The sequence below is a fragment of the Hyphomicrobium sp. 802 genome, assembly GCF_000526135.1.
Classification (GTDB): Bacteria; Pseudomonadota; Alphaproteobacteria; order Rhizobiales; family Hyphomicrobiaceae; genus Hyphomicrobium_B.
In genome coordinates, this window is sequence record NZ_JAFM01000001.1 from 4,286,570 (window position 1) to 4,313,279 (window position 26,710).

Sequence of the window (26,710 nt, forward strand, 5' to 3'; positions counted from 1 at the left end):
GTCATTGTCCACCGGGCCCGACGCAAAATCGTGCATTCAGAAAAATTGCGACAAATGCCACCGCTTGGCGGCTCTCGCGGGTGACGACATTCGGGCGGTCGTCTAATCGTGTCTGGACTAATCCGACTCAAAGAGGGGAAGAATGATGCCGCGCCTTATGACGCTGCCGGCCGTGCCGGCCGTATTGAGTATTACGGCTGGCTACGTCGATACGTCGAGCTTTCTCGCTTTGAGTGGGCTCTTCACTTCACATGTAACGGGAAACTTCGTGACGCTCGGGGCATCGCTTGCCCAGGGTTCATCGGATACAATTGCCAAGATATTAGCACTGCCGCTTTTCTGCGCGGTGGTGTTTGCGACGCGACTACTGCGTTTCCAGCTTGAGAAAAGCGGCCTGCCGATTCTCGGCATCTGGCTTACGCTTCAATTCATTTTGATGACGATTGCCGGCGTGCTTGCCGTTCGCTACGGCCCCTTCCCCGATGCGGATACGGTTCCCGCCGTCGCTGTCGGTCTTATTCTGGTCGTGGCGATGGCCATTCAAAATGCGTTCCATCGCATTCACCTTGCGAACTATCCGCCGACGACCATCATGACCGGGACGACAACGCAGGCGATGCTCGATCTTGCCGATCTCGTTCATGGCGTGTCCGTCGATAAGAAGCCAGCCGTGACGGCACGGGTCACCAACTTGCTCAACGGCATCGTGGCCTTCGCGCTCGGTTGCGCAGCCGCTGCCGTGACTTATGCTCACGTCAAAGAGTGGGTTTTCATCGGCGCTCCAATTTTCGCAGCGATGACGATCGGCTTCTATATTCGGGAAAAGTCTATCGGCGCGCGATCTGGGTCGGCATGAAAAACGCCGACATTCGTCTGGCAGCGTTTCCGTATTGCATGTGCCGGTATCAAGCGTGGGCGTGGGCTTCCGTGTAGCGCGGCGCCGGCTTGCTAAGGGAGAGATTGGGACGAAGCGCCAGACGCGCGGCATTGAGATCGTTCCAGTCCTTGATGTTTGGTAGCGCCGGGATCGTGACCAATTCGCCGAGGTCCAAGCCTGCGAGCGCCGCATCGACCATCGGCTCGACGTCCATGATCATTTCCGGCGGATATTTGTTGACGTCGATGCCTGCACGTTCCCAGATTTCCGTTCGCGTCGCGCCGGGAAGGACGGCTTGAACGCGCACGCCGGCATCCGATAGCTCAGTATTGAGCGTGAGGGACAGATTCAGAACGTAGGCTTTCGAAGCGCAGTAGACGGCGCTGGCGATTTCAGGCGCAAGAGCCAGGACCGATGATACGTTGATGAGAGTGCCCGACTTTTTTCCGGAGAAGTTGGCAGCGGCAGCCGACGCCAAATGCGTCACCGCAGTGATGTTCAGATCAATCAGCCGGTCGGTGAGGGCGAGGTCGGCATTAGCCATGGCGCCGTTGTAGCCCATGCCCGCATTGTTCAGCAGAAGCGTTATCGCTTTGTCTTCCCGCAACCGCTTGGTGATAGCGGCGAGATCGGTTTTCGAAGTCAGGTCGGCCCCGGCGACCTCGACCGACCTGCCGGTTTCGGATTTGATGCGTTGGGCAAGTGCCTCGAGCCGCTGTGTATCCCGTGCCACGAGAAGTAAATCATACCCACGCTTGGCAAGCCGATCTGCGTACACAGCGCCGATGCCGGATGAGGCGCCGGTGACAAGGGCCGTTCCCTTAGAGTTCGACATTTGACGTTCCTTTTGTTGTCGTCGTGTGGGTCTCGAAATGGCGGGGTTTCGCCAATATATATATTTTATAAATCATATAAAATGGTGCACAGAATTATCATCCTGGCCAACCGGCCTAGCAGCGGCCATTCAAAATTTCGTCAGGTGTCCAACAGGGCGTCCCGCACCGCCTGCATAATCTCGTCGGAGACGGGCGAGCCCTTCGTCGATCGCGATAGAACCACTGCCCCAACGAGCATGGCGATCTGTGCCAAAGCGTCTTCGCGCGCGGCGGCTTTGTCCTTCCTTTTACGTGACAGAAGCGGTGTCAACCGCTCGACCATCACGTTAAAACCGGCGGCAAATGCCGTTCTGATCTGGCCTTTGGGGTTTTCGCGTGCCATGTCACCGCACATGGCGGCGGCCGGACAACCGAGGCCGATTGCGTCGCGGTGTGCTTTCGTCGTGTAGCGTTTGATAAATTCCACACGCGCTGATTTTTTATCGGCGCCGTTGCGTTGCTCGATCCCATCGTAAATGCTGCGGCGCTCTTTAAACGCGCGTTCACAGGCCTCGGCGACGAGCGCCTCTTTCGAATCGAAATGACCGTAAAATCCGCCGTGTGTCAGGCCGGCTTCGGCCATGACGGCGGGAACGCTCACGCCGTCGATGCCGTACTCAAGAAAGAGCTTCGATGCTGCATTGAGCACGTCTTCGCGGTGTTGATCTGCTTCCTTGCGCGATACTCGCGGCATTCTTTTTTCTCCTTGGGCCTAAGCGTGGGTCGACGCGCCGTTGCGTTGGCCCATGACCAAGCAAGTCTCTGTCCCGTGAGCGACAAGGTTCCCTTCCTTGTCGAAAACCTTCCCTTCCGAACTCGCAATGCGACCGCCGAGCGAAAGCACGACGCCTTCACACCGCAGGACACCCGTCGAGGCAAAAACTGGACGCACGAAATTGGTCTTGAGTTCCAGCGTCGTATACGATTGTCCGGCGGGCAACATGGATTGAATAGCACACGCCATTGCGGTGTCGAGAAGGGTTGCAATCCAGCCACCGTGAACCGTCCCCATCGGGTTATAAAATTGCTCAGTTGGCGTCCCTTCGAAAACGATACGGCCGATCTCAATCTCTTTCGGCAAAATTCCAGTCGCGCGGCTGAATGGCGGCGCGATAAGCGCACCATCCCGCAGCGCAACAAGAAAATCCAATCCCGACATCGCTCCCGCAACATGGGGCGACACAATCCCGGTCTTCATCGGCTCATCCAATTTCGTTTTCTCCCGGCGCGCGTTGAGGTGCGTCAACATTCGGCGTTGCGGGGCGATGCACTCACTTGCATTACGTCTATCATATATTATGTCGGCCATCATGAATAGCCAAGAAGGCGGAGGAGCCCCACCAATGCGTCAGGACCCGATTGTCATCGTATCTGCGGTTAGGACGCCTCTTGGGCGGTTTCTGGGCGATCTTGCCCCGCTCCAGGCTTCGGAACTCGGCGCGCACGCCATCCGAGCCGCACTGGAACGGGCTAAGCTGGCGCCAGAGAAAGTGGACGAGGTTCTTTTCGGTAATGTGCTGACGGCGGGACAGGGGCAGGCGCCGGCACGGCAAGCAGCACGCGCTGCCGGACTGCCCGATGCGACGGGTGCGACGACCGTAAACAAGGTTTGTGGGTCAGGCATGAAAGCCACGTTTCTCGCCCACGATCTGCTCGCCGCGGGCTCGGCCGATATCGTCGTCTCGGGTGGCATGGAATCGATGTCGAACGCGCCCTATCTGCTGCAGAAGGCCCGTGCGGGTTTTCGCGTTGGGCACGGACAGGTGCTCGATCACATGCTGCTTGACGGCCTCGAAGATGCTTACGAAAAAGGCCGCAGCATGGGCGATTTCGGCGAGGCAACGGCTGAGGCCTATCAGTTCACGCGGGCGGATCAGGATACGTTCGCAGTCGAGACACTGACGCGCGCGCGCTCCGCTATTCAGTCCGGGGCATTCAAAGCCGAGATTGCTCCGATCAGCATCGCGACCAAAGAGGGCGAGAAGGTCGTGGCCGATGACGAGAACCCGCTCAAGGTCTCACCGGAGAAAGTGCCGAAGCTGAAACCGGCGTTCCGGCCGAACGGCACGATAACCGCGGCCAGCTCGTCGGCAAACGCCGATGGGGCGGCAGCTCTGGTTCTAACGCGCCGCTCGCTTGCAGAGCGCGAAGGACTACCGATCCTTGCTGAGATCCGCGCACACTCGACGCACAGTCAGGAGCCGGCCTGGTTCACGACCGCGCCAATTCCCGCCATTCGCAAAGCCTTGGCAAAGGCCGGGTGGGAGGCTGGTGACGTCGATCTTTACGAGATCAATGAAGCGTTCGCGGCGGTCGCGATGGCCGCGCAGAAGGATCTTTCGATCGCGCGCGATAAGCTCAACGTCAATGGCGGCGCGTGTGCACTCGGACACCCGATCGGTGCAACGGGCGCGCGGTTGATCGTAACCCTGCTGCACGCGCTTGAGCGGCAGGGAGCGACGAAAGGGATCGCGTCGGCGTGTATCGGCGGTGGCGAAGCGACCGCAATCGCTATCGAGCGCGTTCAGCATTGAACTCTGCGTGAGATGGGCCTCAGGAGAGGCCCATCCGTGACTGGAGCCGATCGGTCGAAGCTCTGATCAGGCGATCTGAGACGATGCCGATAAAGGCGATGGCAAAACCGGCGGTCAAACCGCGACCCGCATCGGCCTTGGCAAGCGCGATGAAGACCTCCTGGCCGAGATCGCGCGTTCCAATCATGGCGCAGATAATGATCATGCTCAGCGCCAGTAGCACGGTCTGATTGATACCGAGCATGATCTCGGGGAGCGCCAGGGGAAGCTGCACGCGCCAGAACATCTGGCGTGGCGTGCATCCAGATACGGTCGCAGCCTCAATCAGGCTTTCGGGAATCTGGCGAATGCCGTGGTTGGTGTAGCGAATTGCCGGAACGATCGCGAACAGGACGGTTGCGATCATGGCGGTCACGTCGCCTACACGGAACAGCATGACCACCGGAATGATGAAGCAGAACGACGGCAGCGTCTGCAAGGTGTCGAGGACCGGCGTCAAGAACGCCGCGAAACGATCGCTGCGCGACGCAAGGATGCCAATCGCAATTCCGAACACGGCACAAATGATCGCCGACACGCCGCAGAGATAGAGCGTCGCCATCGACTTTTCCCAAAGTCCCGTGACGGCGCAGAATGACGTCATCAGAACGACGAGCACGGCAAGGCGCATACCGGACAGACGATACCCTGCCAGTCCGACGAGCAGAACCATTCCGAGCCAAGGAAAATCGACGAGAAAATCTCGGATCGGGTTCAGGATATAGAGCAGCAGGAAGGTGCGGAAAGCTTCGATGGCATCGAAGAAATGGATGTTGATCCAATCGACGGCCGCCTTCCAGTAGGGAGCAGTCGAAACCTTTATAGCGGCCGGGACGGCTGCGAACGCCGGCACATAGACGCTCAAAATCGTGGTGACAGCGAGAATGGCGACGGCCAGCGTCAGCATCGGGTTTCGCTGTATGAAGTTCTGGTCCTGCACGTGCATGGCGGGACGCTGACGGGCCGCCGCCTGACTCAACCGATCGAGAACGATCGCAAGCGCGACAATCGCAAGGCCGGCTTCCATGCCCTGGCCGATCTTCAGCGCTCGAAGAGCGAGAAGCACATCATAGCCGAGACCACCGGCGCCGATCATCGACGAGATGATCACCATATTCAGGGCCAGCATGATCACCTGATTGACGCCGACCATCAATGTCGCGCGCCCTGAGGGAACCAGCACCCACCACAATTTCTGGCGTTGCGTGCAACCGACCATTTCGCCGAAATCATCAATCTCGTGAGGCACGCGCTTCAGCGCAAGCACGGTGGCGCGCACCATCGGTGGCATTGCGAATATGGCAGTTGCGAGCATGCCCGACACCGGACTGTTTCCGAACAGGAGCAGCATCGGAATGAGATATGCGAACGTCGGCATCGTCTGCATCAGATCGAGCATCGGCTGGATGATCGTGCGATCGATCCAAGGTTTCCGAAAGGCGACGACGCCAAGCATCAACCCAACGATAACGCACAACGGCACGCTGATAACGATGAGTGCCAATGTCAGCATGGCGCTCGTCCACTGCCCGAAGAGGGCGATGTAGAGCATGCAGGCTGCGGCCAATGCCGAGAGACGCCAACCACCGAATTTGTAGCCCGCGATCGCAAATGCTGCGCACACACCGATCCACGATAGACGCGGTAGAACGACCGCCGTGGGGCCGTAACCGGACTTCCAGCCCTTGGCGAGTAGGTCAATCGCCCATTGCAGTGGCACGTTGAACACGTCGGTAATGCCGCGCGTCAACCACATGAAATTCGACTTGAGCCACGCCATGATTGCCGAGATCCACTTGGAAATCGGGATAATGGCGGCGTCGGGGTACTTAACGGCCCACGGGGCGACGCTCGGAATGAGATAGAGGATCGCGACAACGGCGATGGCCACAATCCAGATCAACGTCGGGGTAGAGATGGCGGACGGCCGGATGGGCGCCGTCGTGTCTGCGACGGTCATACACGTGCCTCTTTAGCGAAGTCGCGATCGGCAAGGATATCGATAACGTCATCGGGCGTCACTTCACCGAGCGGTCTGCCATCGGCGGCGGTGACAAGAAAGTTCTTGCGGACACCGACGATGCGAGCCGAAAACGATGAGATCTTATCTTTTGCGCCGACTGTTCCGCCGTAGTCGGCAGATGGCGAAACCGGGCGCATCAGACTTGCTGCCGACATCACCTTCGAGCGCTGGACGTCGCGCGTGAATTCGGCGACGTAGTCTGTTGCGGGATGGAGCACCAGTTCTTCCGGCGTGCCGATCTGTATGATTTCCCCATCCTTCATAATGGCGACGCGGTCGGCCAAGCGGATCGCTTCATCGAAATCGTGAGTGATGAAGACAATGGTTTTCTTCAGCACGCTTTGAAGGCGCAGCAGTTCGGCCTGCATCTCGCGCCGGATCAAGGGATCGAGCGCGGAAAACGGCTCGTCGAGGAACCAGATTTCCGGTTCGACCGCGAGGCTCCGCGCAATACCGACGCGCTGCTGCTGGCCGCCTGAAAGCTCACGCGGATAAAACTGCTCGCGCCCGCTGAGGCCGACAAGCTCAATAACTTTGCGCGCGCGTGCCTCGCGCGTCTTGCGTTCGACGCCTTGAACGGAAAGCGGAAAAGCGATGTTTTCGAGCACCGTCAGATGCGGCAGCAGGGCGAAGTGCTGAAATACCATACCCATGCGGTGACGACGGATCTCAATCAATTCATCAGGGGATGCTTTCAGCAGGTCGATGCCGTCGAGTTCGATCTTTCCCCACGTGGGCTCAACCAATCGAGAGAGACAGCGAACGAGCGTCGACTTGCCTGAGCCGGACAAGCCCATGACGATGAAATTTTCGCCGCGACGAACTTCAAGCGACGCATGCCGGACGGCGCCGACGAGCTGGGCTTTGCTCAGGTCTTCGGATGTCGGTGCGCCGTTGTGTTTCGCCAGAAAATTCTTCGCGCCTTCGCCGAAGACTTTCCACACATCCTGGCACAACAGTTTAACCGGACGATCGTCAGTCGCCGACGTCGTATCATCGCGCAGGGGCGCTTGGGTGTTCATTTTAGGATCGCTCCATCGCGCCAAGCGCGCCGTGTGGCCTCAAAAACAGACGGGAACCGACAGCCTGCGATGGCACACCGGTTCCCGTCGCGTCTTCACTCAATGCTGCAAAGGAAGATCAGCCGAACTCTTATTTCGCCCATTCCTTCCACTTGGCCTCGTTGGCATCGACCCAAGCCGCGGCGACGTCATCCATCGACTTGCCGTCGAGATCGATCTCACCTGACATCTTGTTCAGTTCGTCAGTATCGATCGTGTAGTTTTTGGCGACTTTGTAAGCGACGGGCCATTTATCTTTCAGGCCTTTCCAGGAGTACTTCCAGATTTCGCCGTGCGGCTTGCCGCAATCGTACTTCTTATCCGGGTTCACACCCCACTTCGGGTCAGTGTAGCAGGCCGGTTCATATTCCGGAAACTGAACCCACTCGCCTTTGTATTTCGCCGGGGCCCAATGCGGTGAATAAATCCAGAGCATGATCGGCGCTTTGCGCTGATAGGCGGAATCGAGTTCGGCAAACATCGCGCCGTCGGTGCCTGCGTGGACAACAACGAACGGCAGGCCGAGGGCTTCGACGCGCTCGTCATCAAAACCTTCCCAGGTCACGGGACCGCCGAGATAACGGCCCTTCGGCGCCGTATCGGGCGTCGAGAAGGCTTCGGCGCACTTGGGATCCTTCAGAGCTTTCCAATCAGGAAGGCCGGGGCACTTTTCTTTCATGTACTCCGGGAACCACCACTCTTCCTTGGCTTTGGGACCAAGCTTGCCGAGCCGCTCGGTCTGGCCCGTGGCGTCGGACGCCTTCATCGCTTCGCGCGCGGTCGTATCCCAGTACTCGACGCCGATATCGATATCGCCGTTCGTCAGGCCGGTGGTGAGGCTCGAGAGATAATCGGCCGTCGGGTATTCAACGTTGTAGCCGAGTTTGGTGAGAATGCCGCCAAGGATCTTGGCGTTGAGATTGACGCTCGTCCAATCGAACAATGCAATCTTGATTGGATCTTGCGATTCAGGAGCGCCCGCCATGGCTTGGCTAAAACTCGCCAGCGATACGATCGCGGCGCAGGCCCCCCCGGCCAAAACGCGTTTGACGGCAGTGTACATAGATCAGCCTCCAAGCCAAATCAGTTGAGGTCGAATTGCAGAAATCGCGTGCAGTGACTTTCCTGAGAGTGATGATTTTTGAATTATGATACCTATTTCAAAGTGTGTTCAAGGCCAAATTCAGGGCAGTTGGTGCAAATATAAGCAGCACGCGCGCGAATAAATGTTTCATAGAAAGTCGTCGTCTCACGCCGATTGCGCTGCAGCCAACCGCGCTCTTTGACCGATAGAATAACCCAAAAAAGAAAGCGAACGCAGATGACTTGCTCTGCGTTCGCTCCGATGAAATGCGTTGACCGATTATCGACCCTGAAGCGGCCTATTGCCGAATGGTCCGCATAAAATTGCGATAAAGCATTTCGGCATCCGCAGCGAAATTCGCGGTGTGGGGTTTAGCAGCTTCAGCCATGCGCGGCAGTGCACCAGGTCCATGCGTGCGTTCCAGCGCTTGCGCGTAAGCCGGGATATTTCCCCAGTCGTCGATCGTGTTGTCTTCGATTTCGACGTGATACTGCATGCTCCATGCCGTCTTGCCGACACGCATCGCCTGGCAAGGACAAATGTCCGATTTGGCAAGCACAACGGCGCCTTCAGGCGGCTGCGCAACGCGCACGGAGTGCCACTGAACAGCTTTGAATTCCTTAGGCAGATTGCCGAACACCGGATCGCTTTCGGCTTCCGTCGTCAGGGCGACATCGAGAATGCCAATTTCAGGCGGACGTTGCGGTCCGCATGTGCCTCCCAGGGCATCGGCCAGGAGCTGATGTCCGAGGCAAAGCCCCATGAAGGGTTTTTCCAATTCGCGAACCCATCGGCGGATCGCGCGCTTTTCATCGACAAGCCACGGGCATTCATCGACATCCCAGACGTCCATTGGGCCGCCCATCACCCAAAGCGCATCGTAGTTTTCAAGCGCCGGAATCGCAGCTCCTTCGTCGAGTTCGACGGCATCCCAAGCGATGCCGTCGGCGGCGAAGAATTTGCGAAAGATGCCTGGATGCTCACAAGCGATGTGCTGAAAAACAAGAAAGCGCACGTTTCCCCCTATTCCCTGTTCATGTACGTCATGATCGACCGGCCGACGACGCCAGGGCGCAAATATACGATGTGAACTCATCCGTCATCAGCGCTTCGATGCCCCTGGTTATTGGATGCCAGAGCTTCACAGGCCCGAACAAACGCGAAATTCCCCATATATTTCATATATGTCGCATAACCGTCATGGACATGGGGCAATGGTGAGAGGCGCGTTGAAGGGAACTCGATTTCGAAGCTGCTCTGTGGCGCAATTCGATAGCAAGCCGAGGCTCTCATGCTTGATGAAGTCCGTTCCGAAACTGCGTCCGGGTCGGGGATTGCACCACGCGCTTCAGCCGACACCCGCATCGGACAGTTCCGGCAGATCCTGATATGGCCGGTCGAGTTGATGCCGCCCAATCCTGAGCCGTCTCATCATGACTTCGCGGCGATCCTTTCGAAGCTCGGCCCCGACAATCCGTGGAAAGAGGTCGATGACGAGTTCACGTGCGATCCGAAAGATTTTCAGGAGCGTCACTACAATGAGTTCGTGACCTTCCTGCCGCCGGTCCAGCGCTTCCTTTACGGCGGACGAATTGGCAGATCGCCGGGATCGGTGTCATCGGAAAGTCCGGTCAAAACCTTCCGGCGTACCGATGTAGCGGCCGTGAGCGTGCAGCTCACGCCCGGCGCTGCCCCGATCGAACTCAAGGTGGCTCACGTCGATTTGTATTTCTTCTTCGAAATCGATGTCGCGATCCTGGCGTTAGAGCTTTATTCCGAAGACATCGGACTCTCCGACGTTCAAGACGTGATGTTCCGACTGGGACGAACGCATCCAGCCTATTGGGAGAAGGACACGGGCGTTGCCGGACATTGCCCAGTGAAGGTCGAATTTCTTTCAAGCCATGGTGACGTCCTGGCCGCCTCCGATTATGAGGATCGCGACAAGTTTCTGGCGCAGGTTTGCGCGAAGCGCGCGGCCCGCGTTGCTGCGCATTGGCAATATCTGCTGCATCCGCTGGTGCCGCATCATTCCGATCACCCGGGTGCGTTGCGCTACAAGCAGCTCGAATATTATCGCATGCCGCAAATGGCGCTTATTGCCGTGAAAGCCGGCAGCGAGCTGACGCGCGCCGATTACGTCCGCCTCGCTTTTGCATCCGGTCCAGGCGACTGCTCGGAGTTGCCATTCTCCCAGCGCCACCTTGAAGATTTCGAAGAGCGGTATTGCTACGATCGTTACTTCGGACAGCACAACGAGATTGAGTGGCCGCAGAGCCGTTATATGTCGTGCGGTCATGCCCTTGTCGTGACGGGCAGCGCCGACAACCCATTCTTCGTCGACCCCAACCATGGCTGCCTCAACAGCTTCCGGCATGAGCACTTCCTCGTCTTTCTGATCGCGCACTTCCACAAGGCATCGCTGCTGATGTTCTCCGATCATCTGACCGGAGCGATGAGCCGTCTCGATGCTAACAACAAGAGCGCGATTCTTGCGTTCAGAGCAGCGTCCCGGCGGGCGCTGCAAACCTTCCTGCGCTTCACGCATCGCTACTGGTTTCACTCGGTCAGCAATCAGACGCAGGCACACGATATTTTTGCATTGTGCCGCCGCCATCTCGATATTGACCGCCTCTACGACGACATTCGGCAGGAAATTCAGGAGATGAGCGAGTTCCTGGAAAACGAGGCTATGCGCCGTCAGAGCGATACCGTTACGCGACTGACCGTTGTTACGACGCTCGGACTTGTCGGCACCACCGTCACCGGCTTTCTCGGTATGAACCTGCTCGATTGGGCCAATCAATCGACGCCATGGCGATTGGTGGCATTTTCTGCAGTGCTTGTGCCGACCATCCTGCTGACGCTGATTACAATCGCTAAATCGCGCGCCTTGTCGGACATGATGGAATCGCTGTCCGACGGCTCGGCGAACTGGTTTCCCAGGCTTCGCCGTAAGACGCGCATTTGAACGGGGAATGTCAGAGGGACGTCGCTTCCATCATCTAGGCAATGGACAAGCGCATCTTTCGCTTAGAGGGGACGACTTCAATATGGTGCCGAAGCAGATTCTTTTGCGCGCATGCTTGTGCCTTGCGGTGCTTCTCAGCATCGCGCCGGCCCACGCCGATGCACCAAAGCACAACGTCATTCTTTTCGTTCCCGACGGCTTGCGGCGGAAGATCGTCACATCTGAGACGGCGCCGACGTTTGCCGATGTGCGCGACAAGGGCGTAAACTTCGTCAACAGCCACTCGTTGTTTCCGACGTTCACGATGCCAAATTCCAGTGGCATGGCGACAGGACATTACCTCGGCGATACCGGTGTGTTCGGCAACGTCATGTATGCCGGTTTTATCATTCGCTCGGCAAAGTCGGCGCGGTTGTCGTTCATCGAAAGCGATGGCGTTATCGGTGACATCGACGACCACTTCGGCGGCAATTTCATCGACGAAGAGACCATCTTGCACGTTGCCCATCGCTCCGGCTTCAACACGGCCGCAATCGGCAAGATCGGCCCGACGGCCGTATTCGATCACACCTCGCGCGGTGGCGCCGAAAGCGTCATCATCGACGATGCGACGGGTAGATCGGTCGGAATTCCGCTCGCTCCTTGGGTCAGCGAAGGTCTAAAGGCGTACGGGCTGCCGACCGAAGCTCCAAGCCGTCTGACCAACAAAGACCATGGCGATTTCAAAACGCCGGGCACAAAAGACGCCAACATCGTCCAGCAAGGTTATTTCGTGCAGGCCTTGACGAAAGTTGTGCTGCCGAAATTCAAGGAGGACGGCAAACCGTTCGTCATCGTGTTCTGGTCGCGCGATCCCGACGGGACGCAGCACAATCAAGGCGACAGTTTCCTGCGGGTCGAACCGGGCATTAACGGTCCGACGTCGATGGCGGCCATTAGCAATGCCGATTCCAATCTGGCCATGATCCGGCGCACGCTCGATCGGCTCCGGCTCGCTGATACGACAAACATCATCATCTCGTCGGACCACGGCTTCTCGACGATCTCGAAGCAGAGCCAAACGAGCGAAGCTGCGAAGGCCACCTATCCGAATGTGCCGCCTTCGCTGTTGCCGCCTGGGTTCCTCGCAATCGACCTCGCGAAAGCACTCGATATGCCGCTTTATGATCCGGACGAAGGCAATGCCAATGTCGCGCAGGGAACGCATCCGGTCGATGGCAATGGCTACATCGGCAAGGATCCGAATGCTCCGAACGTGATCGTCGCGGCCAACGGCGGTTCGGATCTCATCTATATTCCGAGCGGCGACCGGGAGCTCGTTCAAAAGACGATCGACGCCCTGATGGCGCAAGATTACGTCAGCGGCATCTTCGTCGAGGATGACCTCGGCAGCTTTGCGGGAACACTGCCGCTGAGCGCCGTCAATCTCAAAGGCGCGGCACTGATGCTCAGACCCTCGATCGTCGTCAACTTCAAGAGCTTCTCGACCGGTTGCTCGGAGCCGGCGACGTGCGCGGTGGTGGTCTCCGATACCGAATTGCAGCAGGGCCAGGGCATGCACGGCAGCTTCAACCGGGGCGATACCGAGAACTTCATGGCGGCGATCGGCCCTGATTTCAAAGAGGGCTTTGTCGACGAGGCGCCGGCCAGCAATGCCGACATCGGCAAGACGATCATTGCGATCCTTGGATTGCTGCCCACGAGCCATGGAAAATTGGTCGGCAGGCCGCTCATCGAAGCGTTTCCGAACGGTGCGACGCCGCAGTGGGAGCGCAAGACGCTGGCGTCAGCGCCATCTACTTCAGGCCTTCGCACGATCCTGAATTATCAGGTTGCGGGCGATACGAAGTATTTCGACGCCGCGGGCTTTCCTGGACGAACGGTCGGCTTGCATCCGGATGCGACCATCGCCGACACCCATAAGTGAACGCATCTGAAACGCCCGGCCTTGCAAGCCGCGATAGGGTCCGCTTCAGACTGGGCTCCGAACTGTCTGGCTTAGATCTTGTTGGTAACCGCGAGTTCGCGGTCCTGCTCGGCAACGCTCATATCGTTGCCGCGCCAAACGAAGGTATCTCCCACCCAGCCCTCGACCCAGAGCACAGGCAAAAGCGCATCACGCAGCAGCCACGTGAATGGCGAATGCCACCGCAGATGCCAGCCCGCAACGTGCGCCAGCAAAACTTCGGCACCCAACCAAATCGACAGCATCCCTGTGAGTGCCATTAACGGATCAACGTCGAAGGCCGTTGCGGCGACGGCAGCAGCGGCGGCAGGCAGAGTGCAGCCGGAAAGTATTTCCGGCGCATAGAACAACGGGAACGTTGCACGGCGCAGTCGGGCCCAGCGCACTTGCCGATCCCAGACTTGAGCCCTGGTTCTCAGGCCCAGGGGCTGCTCGAACGGGCGATCGACGAGCCTGACGTCAAGACCATGAGAGCGCACGATCTTGGTGGCGGCAGCGTCTTCGGCGATCTCGGCGCCCAATGCTTCGATGCCACCAGCATCGTCGAGGATATCGCGGCGCCAAAGCATCGATTTGCCCTGAGCAAATCCGAATCCGATCGTATCGGCCGCGCTTTGCCAGCGAGCCTGATAGGTGTTGAGGAATGCGCATTCGAGTTCAGCCCAGAAGCCGATCGGTCGACTTCCTATGGGCGGCGAACAGACGAGGCCCACACCCGGCGTGAAACTCTGGAACAGATCGTCGAGGTAGTGCGCAGGCATCAGGACGTTGTTGTCCGCCAGAACGATCCACCGATGGCGTGCGGCGGCCCATCCTTTGACGATGTTGTTGAGCTTAGGATTGCTGGTAGGCCGATCATCGCCGATCAGCAGGCGGGCTTGGATATGCGGGTGTTCGGCGATCAGCTTGCGAACAAGCGGTACGGCCGCATCATCCTCGCGAGCGGCGCAAAATATAATCTCATAGTCCGAGGCTTTCAGTTCGAACGTCGAACGCAATGTCATTTCATCGAAATGATCGACACCGCAAACCGGACGAACGATACTGACCGGCTCAACATTTGTCGCGCGCGATCGGCTGCGTGGCGCCGAAACGCGGTAGAGTGTCAAGGCGACAGTCAAAAGGTGGGTGGACACCGCCAAGATGCAGAAGACAAGAGCCGCCGTCGTCACGAGATCGGCCATAGCTCCTCCGTCGACAAGAATGAACCCGCTGCATTTCAAGATTCATTGAAACATTGACGACGGTTGCACGACAATTCTGCGACATCCAATAAGAATGCCCTAAAGTTGTAGCTCATCCACACTTTTGTCGCGTGAACTACGAACAGTTTGCGCGCTGCAAGATTTATGATTTCGGCGGGTTGGCCATGCGGCGCACGGCAGTCGTCGACAAGTAGGCGCCAACAAAGGCCGCCGCACAAAGGCCGATCACACCGGGCAAGCCGTCATTCAAGTTGGCAGCCAAAAGCCCTTCGTAGGCGATCGCCGCGCCGATAACGCCGCCGATCGCTGCGATAACAGTGTTTGACACGCCGCGAAGCGACAAACCGTAGAGAATGCCCACAATCAGGCCCGGATACATTGAAGGCCAGAAATGATCGTCCATGATTCCTCTCCCAGGCTTCACCAGCCTGCAGCTAACACCCGCGCCGCCAGGAAGGGGTTGATACCAGTCAATGACGGCTGGGACGAGATCGTCACGCAGACGACGTCTGGTCGCGGTTGATCTCAACTCGGAGAAAAGGAGACCGGCAGCGCCGAGTTGGCACCGCCGGTCTCAAGTCCTGTTCGCGGAAACGGCGATCAGGTCCAGGGAGCGAAAAAACATTACGGTCTGAGCTTCAGAATCCGCCTAGAAATCGGGCGATGGGCCGACGGGCGCGAGTTCAGACAGGGGCTCCGGCAACGGTTCATCGCGTGACGCTGCGACGATCAACGAGGGCCTTTCGTTGCCGCGAACGCGAGTTCCCGGCCGGTGGCGCGAGAAATCTTGCTCATGCTCTGGTGCAACGATGCGATATCGCTTTTCCGTCATAGCCCGACGCCTCTCGCAGCAGCTGCCCGGCCTCGAAACTGGCGCCGGGCCGATGCGTGCGCGATAGCTGCTCTTTCTGCCAGAAACGGATTGGCGAAGCGGCGTCCCTCAAGGGCGTCGTATGCCGCCAAAGCTGAGTGAAAGAGGTATTCGCGTTCTCCGTCCTCGCGAATGACTAGACCGGCTTGATCGTCTCCAACTTCGATGACGTATGATTTTGACATGTCTTTTTGTGCGCCGGCAGTGGCCAGCGTCCTCTGAACGATTGCGATTGGGGAATAAAAACGCAGGTTTCGGAGCGGTTTTGCGCGCTCAACAGCGGCAGAGACAACAGCTCATCCGACAACCGACGTTCATCGTCGTTTCGCGAGGAGAAAGACAGTCAAGGTTCGTCTGTTTCATAGCGGTCTCCAGTGGCGGAGCCCACGAGTGAGTCGTGGAGCTTAGCGTTTGATGACGCGGCGCAAGTCTCATCGAAATCACCGCGGCAAGCACGCCAATCGTGCCCGCAAGAGCCATAAGACGCTGTTCGGCACGCCGGATCAAATAAGAAGACGTGCATTGCTTAGAACCGTGCCGATGAATAAGCGCCATGCACGGAGCTTGCGACTTTTTTTCAGCATCGAGCTTAGCGTCATAACGCAATGATATAGCGCGGTTTTACCAACCCGTCAGAATGCAGCCCGTTCGCCGGAAATATAGGCTGGCGGTGTTCGCCGTTTGGTGGAATATCGTCCCTGTGGGATACGAGGGATTGCGACTATGAAGATCTGTATGATTGGAGCGGGCTACGTCGGTCTTGTTTCGGCGGCGTGCTTTTCCGATTTCGGCTGGATGGTCACCTGCGTCGACAAAGATCCGGACCGGCTGGCAGATCTCAAAGCTGGGCGCTCCCCGATCTATGAACCCGGCCTCGATGATCTTATGGAGCGAAATATCAAGGCCGGACGCCTGCTATTTACGGACAAGCTGGGTCCAGCTGTCGCCGACGCCGATGTCGTCTTTCTGGCTGTCGGCACGCCGATGCGCCGGGGCGACGGATACGCCGATCTCTCCTATGTCTTCACGGCCGTCGAGGAAGCAGCGCAATACCTTCAAGACTTCACTGTCGTGACGACGAAATCGACGGTGCCCGTCGGAACGAGCCGCGAAATCGAACGCCGTCTCAAAGCCAAGCGTCCGGACGCCGATGTGGCCGTCTGCTCCAATCCGGAATTCTTGCGCGAAGGATCGGCGATCCAGGACTTCACGCATCCCGATCGCGTTCTGGTCGGGACCGACGACGAGCGTGCGCGCGAGGTTATGGGACGCCTCTATAAGCCTCTGGCACTGCGCGGTTCGTCCGTCATGTTCGTCGAACGCGAATCGGCTGAGCTCGCGAAATACGCGGCGAACGCCTTCCTGGCGCTCAAGATCAGCTTCATCAACGAAATTGCCGATCTGTGCGAGAGCGTGGGAGCCGACGTGCAGGAGGTTGCATCGGCTATCGGCAAGGACCGTCGCATTGGCGATAAGTTCCTGCATCCGGGGCCGGGTTATGGCGGGTCCTGCTTCCCGAAAGACGTCTCGGCGTTGATCCGAACTGCGCGGGAATTCAAGGCGCCGATCTCCATCATCGAGCAGGTCGAACGTGTCAATCATGAGCGCAAGCTGGCGATGGCCATCCGTATCGAGGAAGCCGCTGGTGGATCAGTGCGCGGCAAGACGATTGCGGTGCTTGGGCTGACGTTCAAACCCAATACCGACGACATGCGCGATGCACCAAGCCTTGTCATCGTGCCGATGTTGCAGGAGCGTGGCGCAACGATCAGAGCGTGCGATCCGCAAGGGCGGCGCCAAGCGGAGCCTCTGCTTCCGGGCATCACCTGGTGTGAGAACGCGAACGAGGCGGCCGAAGGCGCCGACATCCTGGTGGTCGTCACCGAATGGAATGAGTACCGCGCACTCAATCTTGAGGCCATCAAAGCGCGCATGACCGGCAATACCATCGTTGACCTCAGAAACGCGATCGACGCCGAAACGGCGCGTAGCCTCGGCTTCAATTATTCCGGCATCGGCCGAGGGAACGCCGCAGCCGAGATATCCGAACCGCAGCCGCGACCGCTGTCTGCGGACCTGCATTCCGCACAAGCCGCAAAATAGGCGCCCCGGCGTCCGACGCGCCTTGAGTTGCGGATGTCACTCTCCGCGATCGGCTGAGTCATCCCATTGACGCGGCCGGAATTTCCGGAATTTTTGTATTTTTCTCCGCTGTCCGTGATCCGATGACGACCTCGCGCAAGCTTCGGGTAGGAAGCTCGCCCCAAAGCGCGAGGGGTCTCTTTTCATGGCTGCGACGAAAACCGCTGCTCAGGGTGGCATCGATTTAGGCTTGGGTCAGCGCGATGCCGGCTTGGCTGTCGGCATCGTCGGCATCCTGACCATTCTCTTTCTGCCGCTCCCTGCCTTCATGATGGACCTGGGGCTGGCGCTTTCGATTGCGCTGGCCATTGTCATCTTGATGGTTTCGTTGTGGATACGACGTCCGCTGGAGTTCTCGGCGTTTCCGACGATTCTTCTTATCGCGACGCTGCTGCGATTGTCGCTCAACGTTGCGACGACCCGGCTTATTCTTTCGCAGGGCGCCGAGGGGCCAGGTGCGGCCGGACACGTGATCGCCGGTTTTGCTCAGTTCGTCATGGGCGGCAATTTCGTTATCGGCATCATCGTCTTCATCATTCTGGTGACGGTGAATTTCGTCGTCATCACCAAGGGCGCAACGCGTATCGCCGAAGTCGGCGCGCGTTTCACCCTCGACTCGCTGCCCGGCAAGCAGATGGCCGTCGACGCCGACTTGTCGTCCGGCTCGATCGACGAAAAAGAAGCCATCCGCCGACGCAAGGAACTGGAAGAGGAAAGCCAGTTTTTTGGCGCCATGGACGGCGCTTCGAAGTTCGTGCGCGGTGATGCCATCGCTGGCCTCATCATTACGGCCGTCAATATCTTCGGCGGTATCATCATCGGCATAACGCAACACGACATGCCGTTTGAAAATGCCGTCGACACCTTCGTCAAGTTGTCCGTCGGCGACGGCCTCGTCACGCAGATGCCGGCTCTCATCGTTTCGCTCGCGGCCGGCCTTCTGGTCTCAAAAGGCGCGACACAGGGATCGACAGAAGGCGTCATCGTCAGCCAGCTCGGCAACTATCCGCGCGCGCTGATGGTGGCTGGCGGCGTCATGTCCATCCTCGCGTTGGCGCCAGGTCTGCCGCTGCTGCCGTTTGCAGCCATCGGCGGTCTGCTTACCTTTATCAGCGTGGGGCAGCTACGACAGAAAGCCGCCGCGGAGCGCACTGCGGAGCAGGCGAAAGACGCTGCACAGGTCCCGTCGGCCGATGAGCAATCGAGGCAATCCATCCGGGATCAGCTCAAGACCACCGAAATCGAGATCTGCTTTGGCAAGCAAATCTCAACGGTTCTTATGCGTCCGACCGGCGACCTGCCGCAGCGCGTCGCCAAGATGCGTCGGAAGTTCGCGAAGCAATATGGGTTCGTCGTTCCGGAAATCCGTCTCTCGGAAGACCTGTCTGTGCCGACGAAAAGCTATCAGATCAAAGTTCACGGCACGGTCGTCGCAAGCGCCGAGCTTCGTCTCGGCGACGTGCTTGTCGTCGTCGGCGATGGTCCGAAGCCGGAAGCCCCAGGTGACGAGACGCGCGAACCGGCGTTCGGCATGAAGGCCTTCTGGATTCCGGATATATTCACCAACGCGCTTAAACGCGATGGCTTCGTGCCGGTTGAAAATACATCGGTGTTGCTGACGCACGTGGCGGAAGTCATCCGCAACAGCCTCGCGCAGCTGTTCTCATATCGTGATCTCCGGGCGCTGCTCGAGCGCCTCGATCCGGAATATCGCAAGCTGCTCGATGAAATCTGCCCGACGCAAATCTCATATTCCGGACTGCAGAGCGTTCTTAAAATGCTCCTCGCCGAACGCGTTTCGATCCGGAATCTGCATCTCATCCTCGAAGCCGTCGCCGAGATCGCGCCGTTTACGCGCAAGGCCGAGCAGATCTCCGAGCATGTTCGCATGCGGCTTTCGACGCAGATTTGCGGCGATCTCAGCGAAGGCAACTATCTCAAGGTCGTGCGCCTTGGGAACAAATGGGAACTCGCGTTCCATCAGGCATTGAAGCGCGACGCCAAAGGCGAAGTCGTCGAATTCGATATCGAGCCGCGTCTGATCGAGCAATTTGGAACAGATTTGGCTCGCGTCGTACAGCCGCTCATGGATGCCGGACATCAATTCGTGCTCGTGACCGCGGCCGAAACGCGTCCATATGTTCATACCGTTACCGAGCGCCTCTACGGCACGCTGCCTGTTCTTTCGCATTTGGAAATCAGCCGGGGCGTCCAGATCCAGTCGCTCGGCGCGATCTCATGACGGAACTGACGCATCAAACGCTGCTCGTTCCGTTTATCGTATTCTGCCGTGTCGGCGCTTGTTTCATGGTCTTGCCCGGCATTTCGAGCGAGCGCATTCCAGTGCAGCTTCGTCTCTTCGCGGCGATCGCTGTCGCGCTTGCGATAACGCCCTTGGTGTTTGACGTGGTCCAGCCGGCCGCGACGGAAACGTCCGGCAATCTCCTTTCGTTGATCGGCATCGAAACTCTGACCGGCATTCTTCTGGGCTTCCTTGTGCGCGTTCTATTCCTAGCGCTCGAGTTTGCGGCGACGGCGATGGCAAACCTTGCGGGCTATGGCTCGATCTTCTCGCATTCCGTCGACAACAACGATCCCTCGTCACCCTTCAGCTCAATGGTGACGATGCCGGCCGTGGCTCTGTTCTTTATGACGGACCAGCACATCAACGTCATTCGCATGCTGCAGAACTCATATGTCGGGCTCAAAGTCGGCACGGCGATTGCCTCGCCCCCCAACCTGCAATTGATCGTCTCGAATATCGATACGGCCTTCCGCCTCACGATTCAGCTCAGCGCGGCACTCGTCGTCTATTCGATCACGGTCAATTTGGCTTTCGGCTTCCTGAACAAGATGGTGCCGCAGATCCCGATCTACTTCGTGTCTACGCCGTTCGTCCTGCTCGGTGGTCTCGTTATTCTTCTGCAGATCGACAAATCCGTATTGGAAATTTTCGCATCCCTCGTCTCTCAAGCTATCCAGAATATCGGTCAATATGGCTAGATCATCGAGCAAAGTACGCCGTCTCGTTGATCTCTTTCGCGATCTCGAGACGACAGAGCGAGCCAAGGTCGGCGAGTTAGCGCGGCAGGTCAACGATTTGCGCTCGGCGCAGGACGCTTTGCTGGCGCGGGTCGCCAATCCGACGCCCGAAACCGAACCGTTCCTGGCACTCATGTCGCGTAGCATCGGCAATATGGACCGGCGCCTGCAGCGCCTCGCGAGGGAGCACGAGGCTGCCGTCCGCCGCTATGCGCAAGCGGCTGGCCGCACCCACGGCGCATCTGAGTTACTTGCCGATGTTCGCGCCGAAGAAGAACGCAAATCCGAACAAAAAGACCTCGAAGCTTTGCTCGAATTCCAGCAATCGCTCGCCGCGCAAGGCCGGTGTAAGTCTCCGCGTTCAACCTGATACCGTCGCACACATTCCAACGATGATTTTATGTCGAGCATCCCACCCGTTTCAGCAGCAGATCAGGCTATTTGGGCCGCGAAACAGAGCGTTCGGCTGACGTCGGCGAACAATGGCCAGACTGCGACTTCGTCGACCCAAGTCCCGCCGAACGACGCACGGCAGAAAAAGCTCAAGGAAGTGGGCCAGCAATTCGAGGCGCTCTATCTCCGACAGATGCTTGAGGAATGGCTGCCGAAGGATTCCGAAGCGTTGTTTGGGGAAGGCACTGCGGGTTCGATATGGCGTTCCATGCTGGCAGACCATATGGCGACGACGCTGTCCAAATCGGGGACGATCGGAATTGCTCAAATGATAATGAAGCACGAGCCTGATGGCTCGAAAGGAAAGTAGATATGGGCACGCTCATTGCAAATGATAAAGCCGGCTCTTCTCAGTTTCCGGCTGGCGGCGCGGCCCGCACGAATAACCAGGCCCGGGGCGACCGGCGCAATGCGCCACAACATCAGCCGCCGATGCACGATGCCGACGCCGCACGCGCCGTCGTCTTTGCAGTACTTAATCGCATCGAAGGGTATGTCGAAGAAGAGACGGTCGCCCTCGACAAGGCGCCCAATTTCGACCTCAAGACATCAAACGATCGCAAGAGCCAGGGCCTCGTGGATCTCAATCATGCGATGCGGCGCTTGAAAAGCGACGACATCAATGAAGATCTTGAATTGCGATTGCAGGTCTTTCGCGGCAAGCTCGCCGTCAATCTTCGGAAGATCCGCCTGCATCTTGATGCCGTTAAAGAAATCACGGCAATGCTGTCCGATGCGATCCAGAACGCCGAATCGGATGGCACATATACGCGCAATATCGGACCGATGCGGAGTAGCCCGTGATCCGATCGCTGGTCCTTGCACTCATCACCTGTCTGTCGACAATCGGCGGCCTTTATGGCGCGATGTCGTGGAAGGCTGCGGCAAAGGCCGCGAGCACGAACACCGAGCAAGGCCAATATCAAATGATGCGCACGCGCATGGTCAGCGTGCCGTTGCTGTCGAACGGCGAGGTCCTTGGTTACATCGTGACGCGCCTGCAATTCCTCGCCGACACAAGCCTCTTGAAGATCAGCACGGTGCAGCCTGAGGCCTTCGTGGCGGACGAAGCATTCCGACAAATCTACGAGAAAGCGCCGGAAGACATGAAGAGCGGGCGCAAACAAGTGATCAACGACCTCGCCAACAACGTGGCCGCCGGCGCGAACAAGCGCATGGGGCGCGATGTCGTTAAAGACGTAATGATTGATAGTTGGGCCTATCTCTCCAAACAAGACATGATGAGAAAACTATGACAGCCATTGATACTGATTTCGGCTTCGATGCCGTTTTCCGGAAGTCTGCTGCCGAACTCAAAGTCCGTCTCACGCGCGACGTCGAGCTTGGGATCAAACCGCAATCGGTTCGACGGCGCGGCACTCTCGCCGCATTCTCTGTTTTTGCCGGACTTGGCGCGCTTTCGGTTGGCATCTTTATTATCGGCTGCTCGGCTCTTCGGTCCGATTCGCCGGAAATCTGGATTCACCGATTGATGGCGCTTGCGATCGTGCAGAGCATCTTGATCGCTGCCGTTTCGATGAAAATTCTCCCGGTTCTCGAGCGCGGCCGTTCGCTGACGAAGGTTAGCGCAACGCCTCGGAGGGCACCGGCCCTCGAACCGCCTCGCATGTCGCCGATGCCAATGCCGACACCGCCGCCCCTGCCGTCGCCGCCCAAAGCTGTTGTTGGCGGCCAGCTCGCAGGACGCGAATTTCTTGAATACGGCGACGGTTCGATCGAGATCGACACGCTCGTCGGGCGTCGCCGCTTCGCCTCGCTTGACGCTGCCCGGGAATTCGTCGGCGCCTAGCTCAACGCGGCATCGGCCAGCTATCGAAATCGTCAAAATCGCCGGTCGCGTTCTGGCTACCGGCCGTCTGTCCCGTCAACCGCTGGGCGACATCAGCGAGCTTGATCGTCTTGGCGGCGCTTGCGACATCGACTTTCCAGGCGGGCAGCGCGCTTTCCGAAAGGCCATTCAGAAAATCGGCAATGGCGTCGAGGTTCTGGCAAAGCCGGTCCAGATTTTGCAGTTCGTAAATGGACTGCGAACCGCCGAATGCGCCGGCGACGACGAGATTGCCAATCAAATTCTGAAGATCCGCAGCCGAGCCAGCGAGCATCCGCACTTCGTCGGACGTCGTGCGCAGAACATCGGGAACGGGCACGTTCACAGACTGCTGGAGTCCGCCATTGTGGTTGTTCATTTTCATCCCCCAGCTTAGTGCCACTAAAAAAGTTCGAGTTCGCCAGCATTGTCGACGAGCGAGGCAACCGGCAGTTTCACCGGCCGTTCGATCTCCGTCGGCCCAGTCAGCAGGATTTGCCGCGCGCGGCCGGAAACCGGCCAATACTGAATTCTCCGCCCCTGCGCACCTCCAGTGCTGCCGCCGACGTAGGTGATGCCTTCGGCCTTGAGAAAGCGCATCGCGAAGTCGGCGTTGTTCTTGCCGATGTCGGAGCGTGATCGCACTGTTCGTGCCCCACCGAACACCTTGGCTTCGAGGCGATCGCGTCGTGCGCCGGCTTTCAGCAGTCCGTTCACGAGCAGCTCCATAAGATGGACGCCCATGCGTTCGGCCTGCTGCGTGCTCCCAAGCTCGCCCGGCAGCAGAAAGTGATTGATCCCACCGACACCCGCCAGCGGATCGCGAATGCACGCCGCCACACACGATCCAAGGATCGTCGTCACCATCACATTGCGGTCGTCAGTGACGAAGAACTCGCCCTGGATGATGTGGACCCGCTTTTCCGCCGTGGACGCGGTAGTCATGTCAGCTTACCAACCACGGCCTCGATGCAGGTCTTCAATTGCGGGACCGAAAAGGGCTTTGCGAGAAAGTTGTTGAGCCCCCACTTCTTGCCTTCATCAATCAGCGCTTTGTCGCCTTTGCCCGTCACTAGAATGAAGCCAACCTTGCTTGTTGGGGCATGCTGGCGGAGCGCGCGAAGAAGCTGAATGCCATCGATTTTCGGCATGTTGAAGTCTGAGATAACGAGATGGCAGGGTGCCGTCATCATCATCTTCAGGCCTTCTTCGCCATCCTTCGCAACCTTGAACGACTTCAATCCGATCTGATCGAGTCCGTCCGTCAGAAGCGCTCGGCTGACCGACGTATCGTCGACAACCAGAATCGATAATTGCTGCATTGCAGGCATAGTGAAGGCCTCCTAGTGATTCTTGTACTTGGACGTTTCTACAATGATGGCCGAAGCCAATTTATCGAGCGGGAGTTGCCTTTCCACGGCGCCCATTTCAAAAGCGGCTTTGGGCATGCCGTAGACGATGCAGCTGGCCTCGCTTTGTCCGTAGGTCTTTGCGCCTGCCTGGCGCATCGAGAGCAGGCCGGCGGCGCCGTCTTTACCCATGCCGGTCAGGATGACGCCAATTGCGTTGGCTTTGCAGGCCTTCGCAACAGACTGAAAAAGAACGTCAACCGATGGGCAGTGACCGTTGACGCGGTCGGCAGTCTTCAATCGGCAGCGAAGGTCCGCCGTGATTTCAAGGTGCTGCGTACCGCCCGGTGCAAGGAAAACGTGTCCGGGAAGAAGCTTAGCCCGGTCGGTCGCTTCTTGAACTTTCGGCGCACACTGCCTGTCGAGTCGCATTGCAAAGCTGCGCGTGAACGTCGGCGGCATATGCTGCGTGATGACGGTCGGCGGACAATTTTCAGGAAACTGGGAAAGGAGCGCCATGAGCGCTTCGACGCCGCCCGTCGAAGCACCGATGGCGACGATGCGGCCATCGGGTTGATAGGACTCATGCGGCGCACGGGCATTTGAAGCCTCCGGCGCATGGATGTCCGATTTGACGAGCGGACGGACACGCGCTGACGCCGCGATCTTGACCTTGTACGGAAGCTCCTCGAAGCTGTGCTCGTTGCCGGGACGCGGCTTCTCGATACAATCGACGGCGCCGATTTCGAGGGCCTGAATCGTCTCATCGGCGCCTCGGCCCGTCAGCGTCGAGACCATGATCACCGGCATCGGCCGCAGACGCATGATCTTCTCGAGAAAATCGAGACCGTTCATGTTAGGCATCTCGACATCGAGCGTGATGACGTCAGGATTGAGCGCTTTGATGGCCTGACGCGCCTGAATTGGATCTTCAGCCTGCCCGACGACTTCGATATCGGGATCTTTGGTCAACGCCGTTGCGATTAGCCCTCGCATCGTCGATGAATCGTCGACCACAAGGACTTTTACTTTCTTCATGACGTCTTGCCGCCTTTCTTACGATAGGTCGTGATGCCGTCAGCCATCAGCACTGCGGCGGCAGGGCCTGCGACACGTTCGGAATGACCGATGTAAAGTGCGCCATCGTCTCGCAACATGCGCGCCAATCGTCCCCAGATCGCGCTTTGCGTTTCGCGATCGAAATAGATCACGACGTTTCGACAGAAGATCGCGTCGAACGGTCCGTGAAACGGCCACGACCCCATCAGATTGAGTTCGCGGAACGACACGAGCGAGCGTGCTTCCTCTGCGACGCGCATGATGCTGTTATCGCCACCAGGCGCCGCTTCGAACCACTTGCTCCGAAGGTTAGACGGAATGTCCTGCAGTTCTTCTTTCTGATAGCAAGCCGTCTTACCACGAGCGACGACGTGCGGATTAAGATCGGTCGCCAGAATACGGATATCGAGAGACGCGGCCTCCGGGAGCACGGATAGCACCGTCAGAGCCATCGAATAGGGTTCCTGGCCACTGGAGCAGGCCGCCGACCATAGCCGAACGCGTTTGCCGCGGCGCGCGGCATCGGCCAGTGGCGCGATGATTTGAGCGCGGAGATGCTCGAAATGATGGGGTTCGCGGAAGAATCGCGTGACGTTGGTCGTTAGCGCAGCGATCATGCTGTTGCGCTCGTCGTCATTTTCACGAACAGCGGCGCAATAGTCGGAAAATGTCGAGATGCCGAGGGCGCGCAGACGCTTGGCCAGACGCGAATAAACGAGGGTTGCCTTCGACTGCGGCAGGTCGATACCCGCTTCTTCCTTGGCGATGCGCGCGATCTCGCGGAAGTTTGCATCGGAAAATGCAAACTCTCCCGTCACGAGGGCGCCTGACGGCGCCGCAGAAGATCCTCGCGGCTCCGGCGTCATGCAGCAGCCTTTTCGCTGATTGGCAGAACACAATCCAATGCCACGATGCTGATCATGCGCCCGTCAACAGGATACACGCCCTTCACAAACGTCTTTGCAAGGCCCGAAGCGATATCCGGTGTCGGCTGCATTGCAGCTTCGGAGACCGTTAGGATATCCGACACGGCGTCAACGAGAAGACCGATGACCTGCTGGTGGACTTGAACGACAATGATGACACTCCGGGGCGTAGGTTCGGTCAGGCCCAGTCCGAAGCGCATCGCGAGATCGACGATCGGCAATACCGCGCCGCGCAGATTGATGACGCCGCGAACATAGGGCGGCGCATGGGGCAGCGGCGTGGCCTGCGTCCAGCCCCGAATTTCGCGCACGCCCATAATGTCGATACAGAATTCCTGATCGCCGACGCGAAACGCGACGAACTCGCGATTGACGTTGTTGGCGGGGGAGCTTCCGTCTTGCATG

At 58.4% G+C, this 26,710-nt stretch carries 28 protein-coding genes; 12 read left to right on the forward strand and 16 right to left on the reverse strand.

Annotated features, from left to right (window positions below; translation table 11 throughout):
- The first annotated feature begins 142 nt into the window (after positions 1 to 142).
- Positions 143 to 856 carry a YoaK family protein gene (locus HYP802_RS0121695; protein WP_013949878.1) on the forward strand — a complete coding sequence of 238 codons (714 nt, stop codon included), beginning with the start codon at positions 143 to 145 and terminating at the stop codon, positions 854 to 856.
- 49 nt (positions 857 to 905) lie between these two features.
- Here the strand turns inward: HYP802_RS0121695 and HYP802_RS0121700 are convergent, their stop codons facing one another.
- From HYP802_RS0121700 to HYP802_RS0121710, 3 genes are all read right to left on the reverse strand, one after another.
- On the reverse strand, positions 906 to 1,712 hold the full coding sequence (locus HYP802_RS0121700) for an SDR family oxidoreductase (RefSeq protein WP_024276527.1): 807 nt from the start codon (positions 1,710 to 1,712) through the stop codon (positions 906 to 908).
- Positions 1,713 to 1,852: 140 nt separating this feature from the next.
- The gene (locus HYP802_RS0121705; RefSeq protein WP_013949881.1) at positions 1,853 to 2,446 is read right to left on the reverse strand and encodes a TetR/AcrR family transcriptional regulator; all 594 of its coding nucleotides are present in this window, start codon (positions 2,444 to 2,446) and stop codon (positions 1,853 to 1,855) included.
- Positions 2,447 to 2,464: 18 nt separating this feature from the next.
- Positions 2,465 to 2,950: a PaaI family thioesterase gene (locus tag HYP802_RS0121710; RefSeq protein WP_245261521.1), complete on the reverse strand. Its 486-nt coding sequence runs from the start codon at positions 2,948 to 2,950 to the stop codon at positions 2,465 to 2,467.
- 145 nt (positions 2,951 to 3,095) lie between these two features.
- Here HYP802_RS0121710 and HYP802_RS0121715 point away from each other — a divergent pair, with 145 nt between their 5' ends.
- Positions 3,096 to 4,286 (forward strand): acetyl-CoA C-acyltransferase, encoded by a 1,191-nt coding sequence (locus tag HYP802_RS0121715; protein WP_024276529.1) that lies wholly within the window; start codon positions 3,096 to 3,098, stop codon positions 4,284 to 4,286.
- A gap of 19 nt (positions 4,287 to 4,305) precedes the next feature.
- On the opposite strand, the gene HYP802_RS0121720 is transcribed toward HYP802_RS0121715, so the two are convergent.
- The 4 genes from HYP802_RS0121720 to HYP802_RS0121735 form a co-directional block, all read right to left on the reverse strand.
- Positions 4,306 to 6,285, reverse strand: coding sequence for an ABC transporter permease subunit (locus tag HYP802_RS0121720; protein ID WP_013949884.1), 1,980 nt, complete (start codon positions 6,283 to 6,285; stop codon positions 4,306 to 4,308).
- Positions 6,282 to 7,370, reverse strand: a complete 1,089-nt coding sequence (locus HYP802_RS0121725) for a betaine/proline/choline family ABC transporter ATP-binding protein (RefSeq protein WP_013949885.1) — start codon at positions 7,368 to 7,370, stop codon at positions 6,282 to 6,284. The genes HYP802_RS0121720 and HYP802_RS0121725 overlap by 4 nt, the downstream gene beginning before the upstream one ends.
- Before the next feature lie 130 nt (positions 7,371 to 7,500).
- Positions 7,501 to 8,394, reverse strand: coding sequence for an ABC transporter substrate-binding protein (locus tag HYP802_RS0121730; RefSeq protein ID WP_244421068.1), 894 nt, complete (start codon positions 8,392 to 8,394; stop codon positions 7,501 to 7,503).
- A gap of 397 nt (positions 8,395 to 8,791) precedes the next feature.
- Complete coding sequence (locus tag HYP802_RS0121735) at positions 8,792 to 9,508, reverse strand: type 1 glutamine amidotransferase (RefSeq protein WP_013949887.1); 717 nt, start codon at positions 9,506 to 9,508, stop codon at positions 8,792 to 8,794.
- A gap of 276 nt (positions 9,509 to 9,784) precedes the next feature.
- Here HYP802_RS0121735 and HYP802_RS0121740 point away from each other — a divergent pair, with 276 nt between their 5' ends.
- Positions 9,785 to 11,464: a CorA family divalent cation transporter gene (locus tag HYP802_RS0121740; RefSeq protein WP_013949888.1), complete on the forward strand. Its 1,680-nt coding sequence runs from the start codon at positions 9,785 to 9,787 to the stop codon at positions 11,462 to 11,464.
- Between the two features lie 82 nt (positions 11,465 to 11,546).
- A complete protein-coding gene (locus HYP802_RS0121745; RefSeq protein WP_024276530.1) occupies positions 11,547 to 13,391 on the forward strand; it encodes an alkaline phosphatase family protein in 1,845 nt (614 codons plus the stop codon).
- A 71-nt stretch (positions 13,392 to 13,462) separates the two neighbouring features.
- Here the strand turns inward: HYP802_RS0121745 and HYP802_RS0121750 are convergent, their stop codons facing one another.
- The 3 genes from HYP802_RS0121750 to HYP802_RS0121760 form a co-directional block, all read right to left on the reverse strand.
- The gene (locus HYP802_RS0121750; RefSeq protein WP_024276531.1) at positions 13,463 to 14,614 is read right to left on the reverse strand and encodes a ceramide glucosyltransferase; all 1,152 of its coding nucleotides are present in this window, start codon (positions 14,612 to 14,614) and stop codon (positions 13,463 to 13,465) included.
- Between the two features lie 163 nt (positions 14,615 to 14,777).
- The gene (locus tag HYP802_RS0121755; RefSeq protein WP_013949892.1) at positions 14,778 to 15,038 is read right to left on the reverse strand and encodes a hypothetical protein; all 261 of its coding nucleotides are present in this window, start codon (positions 15,036 to 15,038) and stop codon (positions 14,778 to 14,780) included.
- Between the two features lie 246 nt (positions 15,039 to 15,284).
- A complete protein-coding gene (locus HYP802_RS0121760; protein ID WP_024276532.1) occupies positions 15,285 to 15,467 on the reverse strand; it encodes a hypothetical protein in 183 nt (60 codons plus the stop codon).
- Between the two features lie 744 nt (positions 15,468 to 16,211).
- Between HYP802_RS0121760 and HYP802_RS0121770 the strand changes: the two genes are divergently transcribed.
- The 8 genes from HYP802_RS0121770 (at position 16,212) to HYP802_RS0121805 (ending at position 22,953) form a co-directional block, all read left to right on the forward strand.
- A complete protein-coding gene (locus tag HYP802_RS0121770) occupies positions 16,212 to 17,609 on the forward strand; it encodes a UDP-glucose/GDP-mannose dehydrogenase family protein (RefSeq protein WP_348623923.1) in 1,398 nt (465 codons plus the stop codon).
- A gap of 184 nt (positions 17,610 to 17,793) precedes the next feature.
- Complete coding sequence (gene flhA / locus HYP802_RS0121775; RefSeq protein ID WP_013949896.1) at positions 17,794 to 19,890, forward strand: flagellar biosynthesis protein FlhA; 2,097 nt, start codon at positions 17,794 to 17,796, stop codon at positions 19,888 to 19,890.
- Positions 19,887 to 20,651, forward strand: coding sequence for a flagellar biosynthetic protein FliR (locus HYP802_RS0121780; RefSeq protein ID WP_013949897.1), 765 nt, complete (start codon positions 19,887 to 19,889; stop codon positions 20,649 to 20,651). Before flhA ends, HYP802_RS0121780 begins: the two co-directional genes overlap by 4 nt.
- The gene (locus tag HYP802_RS0121785) at positions 20,644 to 21,060 is read left to right on the forward strand and encodes a hypothetical protein (RefSeq protein WP_013949898.1); all 417 of its coding nucleotides are present in this window, start codon (positions 20,644 to 20,646) and stop codon (positions 21,058 to 21,060) included. The genes HYP802_RS0121780 and HYP802_RS0121785 overlap by 8 nt, the downstream gene beginning before the upstream one ends.
- A 30-nt stretch (positions 21,061 to 21,090) precedes the next feature.
- Positions 21,091 to 21,453 (forward strand): rod-binding protein, encoded by a 363-nt coding sequence (locus tag HYP802_RS0121790; RefSeq protein WP_013949899.1) that lies wholly within the window; start codon positions 21,091 to 21,093, stop codon positions 21,451 to 21,453.
- 2 nt (positions 21,454 to 21,455) lie between these two features.
- The gene (locus HYP802_RS22675; RefSeq protein WP_013949900.1) at positions 21,456 to 21,947 is read left to right on the forward strand and encodes a hypothetical protein; all 492 of its coding nucleotides are present in this window, start codon (positions 21,456 to 21,458) and stop codon (positions 21,945 to 21,947) included.
- Positions 21,944 to 22,399, forward strand: a complete 456-nt coding sequence (locus HYP802_RS0121800; protein ID WP_013949901.1) for a hypothetical protein — start codon at positions 21,944 to 21,946, stop codon at positions 22,397 to 22,399. Before HYP802_RS22675 ends, HYP802_RS0121800 begins: the two co-directional genes overlap by 4 nt.
- Complete coding sequence (locus tag HYP802_RS0121805) at positions 22,396 to 22,953, forward strand: hypothetical protein (RefSeq protein WP_013949902.1); 558 nt, start codon at positions 22,396 to 22,398, stop codon at positions 22,951 to 22,953. The genes HYP802_RS0121800 and HYP802_RS0121805 overlap by 4 nt, the downstream gene beginning before the upstream one ends.
- A 1-nt stretch (position 22,954) precedes the next feature.
- Here the strand turns inward: HYP802_RS0121805 and HYP802_RS0121810 are convergent, their stop codons facing one another.
- From HYP802_RS0121810 to HYP802_RS0121835, 6 genes are read right to left on the reverse strand one after another with little or no spacing between them, the layout of a single operon-like run.
- Positions 22,955 to 23,350 carry a hypothetical protein gene (locus tag HYP802_RS0121810; protein WP_013949903.1) on the reverse strand — a complete coding sequence of 132 codons (396 nt, stop codon included), beginning with the start codon at positions 23,348 to 23,350 and terminating at the stop codon, positions 22,955 to 22,957.
- A gap of 23 nt (positions 23,351 to 23,373) precedes the next feature.
- The gene (locus HYP802_RS0121815) at positions 23,374 to 23,916 is read right to left on the reverse strand and encodes a chemotaxis protein CheD (RefSeq protein ID WP_013949904.1); all 543 of its coding nucleotides are present in this window, start codon (positions 23,914 to 23,916) and stop codon (positions 23,374 to 23,376) included.
- Positions 23,913 to 24,302, reverse strand: coding sequence for a response regulator (locus HYP802_RS0121820; RefSeq protein ID WP_013949905.1), 390 nt, complete (start codon positions 24,300 to 24,302; stop codon positions 23,913 to 23,915). The genes HYP802_RS0121815 and HYP802_RS0121820 overlap by 4 nt, the downstream gene beginning before the upstream one ends.
- Before the next feature lie 12 nt (positions 24,303 to 24,314).
- Entirely contained in the window at positions 24,315 to 25,358 is a 1,044-nt protein-coding gene (locus HYP802_RS0121825; RefSeq protein ID WP_013949906.1) for a chemotaxis response regulator protein-glutamate methylesterase, read from the reverse strand.
- Complete coding sequence (locus HYP802_RS0121830) at positions 25,355 to 26,245, reverse strand: protein-glutamate O-methyltransferase CheR (RefSeq protein ID WP_013949907.1); 891 nt, start codon at positions 26,243 to 26,245, stop codon at positions 25,355 to 25,357. Before HYP802_RS0121830 ends, HYP802_RS0121825 begins: the two co-directional genes overlap by 4 nt.
- Positions 26,242 to 26,709 carry a chemotaxis protein CheW gene (locus tag HYP802_RS0121835; protein WP_013949908.1) on the reverse strand — a complete coding sequence of 156 codons (468 nt, stop codon included), beginning with the start codon at positions 26,707 to 26,709 and terminating at the stop codon, positions 26,242 to 26,244. Before HYP802_RS0121835 ends, HYP802_RS0121830 begins: the two co-directional genes overlap by 4 nt.
- Position 26,710: the final 1 nt, after the last annotated feature.

What these genes read in the sequence shown, in the direction of transcription:
- HYP802_RS0121715 (WP_024276529.1), top strand. Translation starts at nt 3,096, where the DNA reads ATGCGTCAGGACCCGATTGTCATCGTATCTGCGGTTAGGACGCCTCTT.
- HYP802_RS0121755 (WP_013949892.1), bottom strand. Translation starts at nt 15,038, where the DNA reads ATGGACGATCATTTCTGGCCTTCAATGTATCCGGGCCTGATTGTGGGC.
- HYP802_RS0121740 (WP_013949888.1), top strand. Translation starts at nt 9,785, where the DNA reads ATGCTTGATGAAGTCCGTTCCGAAACTGCGTCCGGGTCGGGGATTGCA.
- HYP802_RS0121750 (WP_024276531.1), bottom strand. Translation starts at nt 14,614, where the DNA reads ATGGCCGATCTCGTGACGACGGCGGCTCTTGTCTTCTGCATCTTGGCG.
- HYP802_RS0121710 (WP_245261521.1), bottom strand. Translation starts at nt 2,950, where the DNA reads ATGAAGACCGGGATTGTGTCGCCCCATGTTGCGGGAGCGATGTCGGGA.
- HYP802_RS0121745 (WP_024276530.1), top strand. Translation starts at nt 11,547, where the DNA reads ATGGTGCCGAAGCAGATTCTTTTGCGCGCATGCTTGTGCCTTGCGGTG.
- HYP802_RS0121790 (WP_013949899.1), top strand. Translation starts at nt 21,091, where the DNA reads ATGTCGAGCATCCCACCCGTTTCAGCAGCAGATCAGGCTATTTGGGCC.
- HYP802_RS0121700 (WP_024276527.1), bottom strand. Translation starts at nt 1,712, where the DNA reads ATGTCGAACTCTAAGGGAACGGCCCTTGTCACCGGCGCCTCATCCGGC.
- HYP802_RS0121820 (WP_013949905.1), bottom strand. Translation starts at nt 24,302, where the DNA reads ATGCCTGCAATGCAGCAATTATCGATTCTGGTTGTCGACGATACGTCG.
- HYP802_RS0121835 (WP_013949908.1), bottom strand. Translation starts at nt 26,709, where the DNA reads ATGCAAGACGGAAGCTCCCCCGCCAACAACGTCAATCGCGAGTTCGTC.
- HYP802_RS0121780 (WP_013949897.1), top strand. Translation starts at nt 19,887, where the DNA reads ATGACGGAACTGACGCATCAAACGCTGCTCGTTCCGTTTATCGTATTC.
- HYP802_RS0121725 (WP_013949885.1), bottom strand. Translation starts at nt 7,370, where the DNA reads ATGAACACCCAAGCGCCCCTGCGCGATGATACGACGTCGGCGACTGAC.
- HYP802_RS0121815 (WP_013949904.1), bottom strand. Translation starts at nt 23,916, where the DNA reads ATGACTACCGCGTCCACGGCGGAAAAGCGGGTCCACATCATCCAGGGC.
- HYP802_RS0121730 (WP_244421068.1), bottom strand. Translation starts at nt 8,394, where the DNA reads ATGGCGGGCGCTCCTGAATCGCAAGATCCAATCAAGATTGCATTGTTC.
- HYP802_RS0121810 (WP_013949903.1), bottom strand. Translation starts at nt 23,350, where the DNA reads ATGAACAACCACAATGGCGGACTCCAGCAGTCTGTGAACGTGCCCGTT.
- HYP802_RS0121760 (WP_024276532.1), bottom strand. Translation starts at nt 15,467, where the DNA reads ATGACGGAAAAGCGATATCGCATCGTTGCACCAGAGCATGAGCAAGAT.
- HYP802_RS0121805 (WP_013949902.1), top strand. Translation starts at nt 22,396, where the DNA reads ATGACAGCCATTGATACTGATTTCGGCTTCGATGCCGTTTTCCGGAAG.
- HYP802_RS0121825 (WP_013949906.1), bottom strand. Translation starts at nt 25,358, where the DNA reads ATGAAGAAAGTAAAAGTCCTTGTGGTCGACGATTCATCGACGATGCGA.
- HYP802_RS0121830 (WP_013949907.1), bottom strand. Translation starts at nt 26,245, where the DNA reads ATGACGCCGGAGCCGCGAGGATCTTCTGCGGCGCCGTCAGGCGCCCTC.
- HYP802_RS0121695 (WP_013949878.1), top strand. Translation starts at nt 143, where the DNA reads ATGATGCCGCGCCTTATGACGCTGCCGGCCGTGCCGGCCGTATTGAGT.
- HYP802_RS22675 (WP_013949900.1), top strand. Translation starts at nt 21,456, where the DNA reads ATGGGCACGCTCATTGCAAATGATAAAGCCGGCTCTTCTCAGTTTCCG.
- HYP802_RS0121705 (WP_013949881.1), bottom strand. Translation starts at nt 2,446, where the DNA reads ATGCCGCGAGTATCGCGCAAGGAAGCAGATCAACACCGCGAAGACGTG.
- flhA (WP_013949896.1), top strand. Translation starts at nt 17,794, where the DNA reads ATGGCTGCGACGAAAACCGCTGCTCAGGGTGGCATCGATTTAGGCTTG.
- HYP802_RS0121785 (WP_013949898.1), top strand. Translation starts at nt 20,644, where the DNA reads ATGGCTAGATCATCGAGCAAAGTACGCCGTCTCGTTGATCTCTTTCGC.
- HYP802_RS0121720 (WP_013949884.1), bottom strand. Translation starts at nt 6,285, where the DNA reads ATGACCGTCGCAGACACGACGGCGCCCATCCGGCCGTCCGCCATCTCT.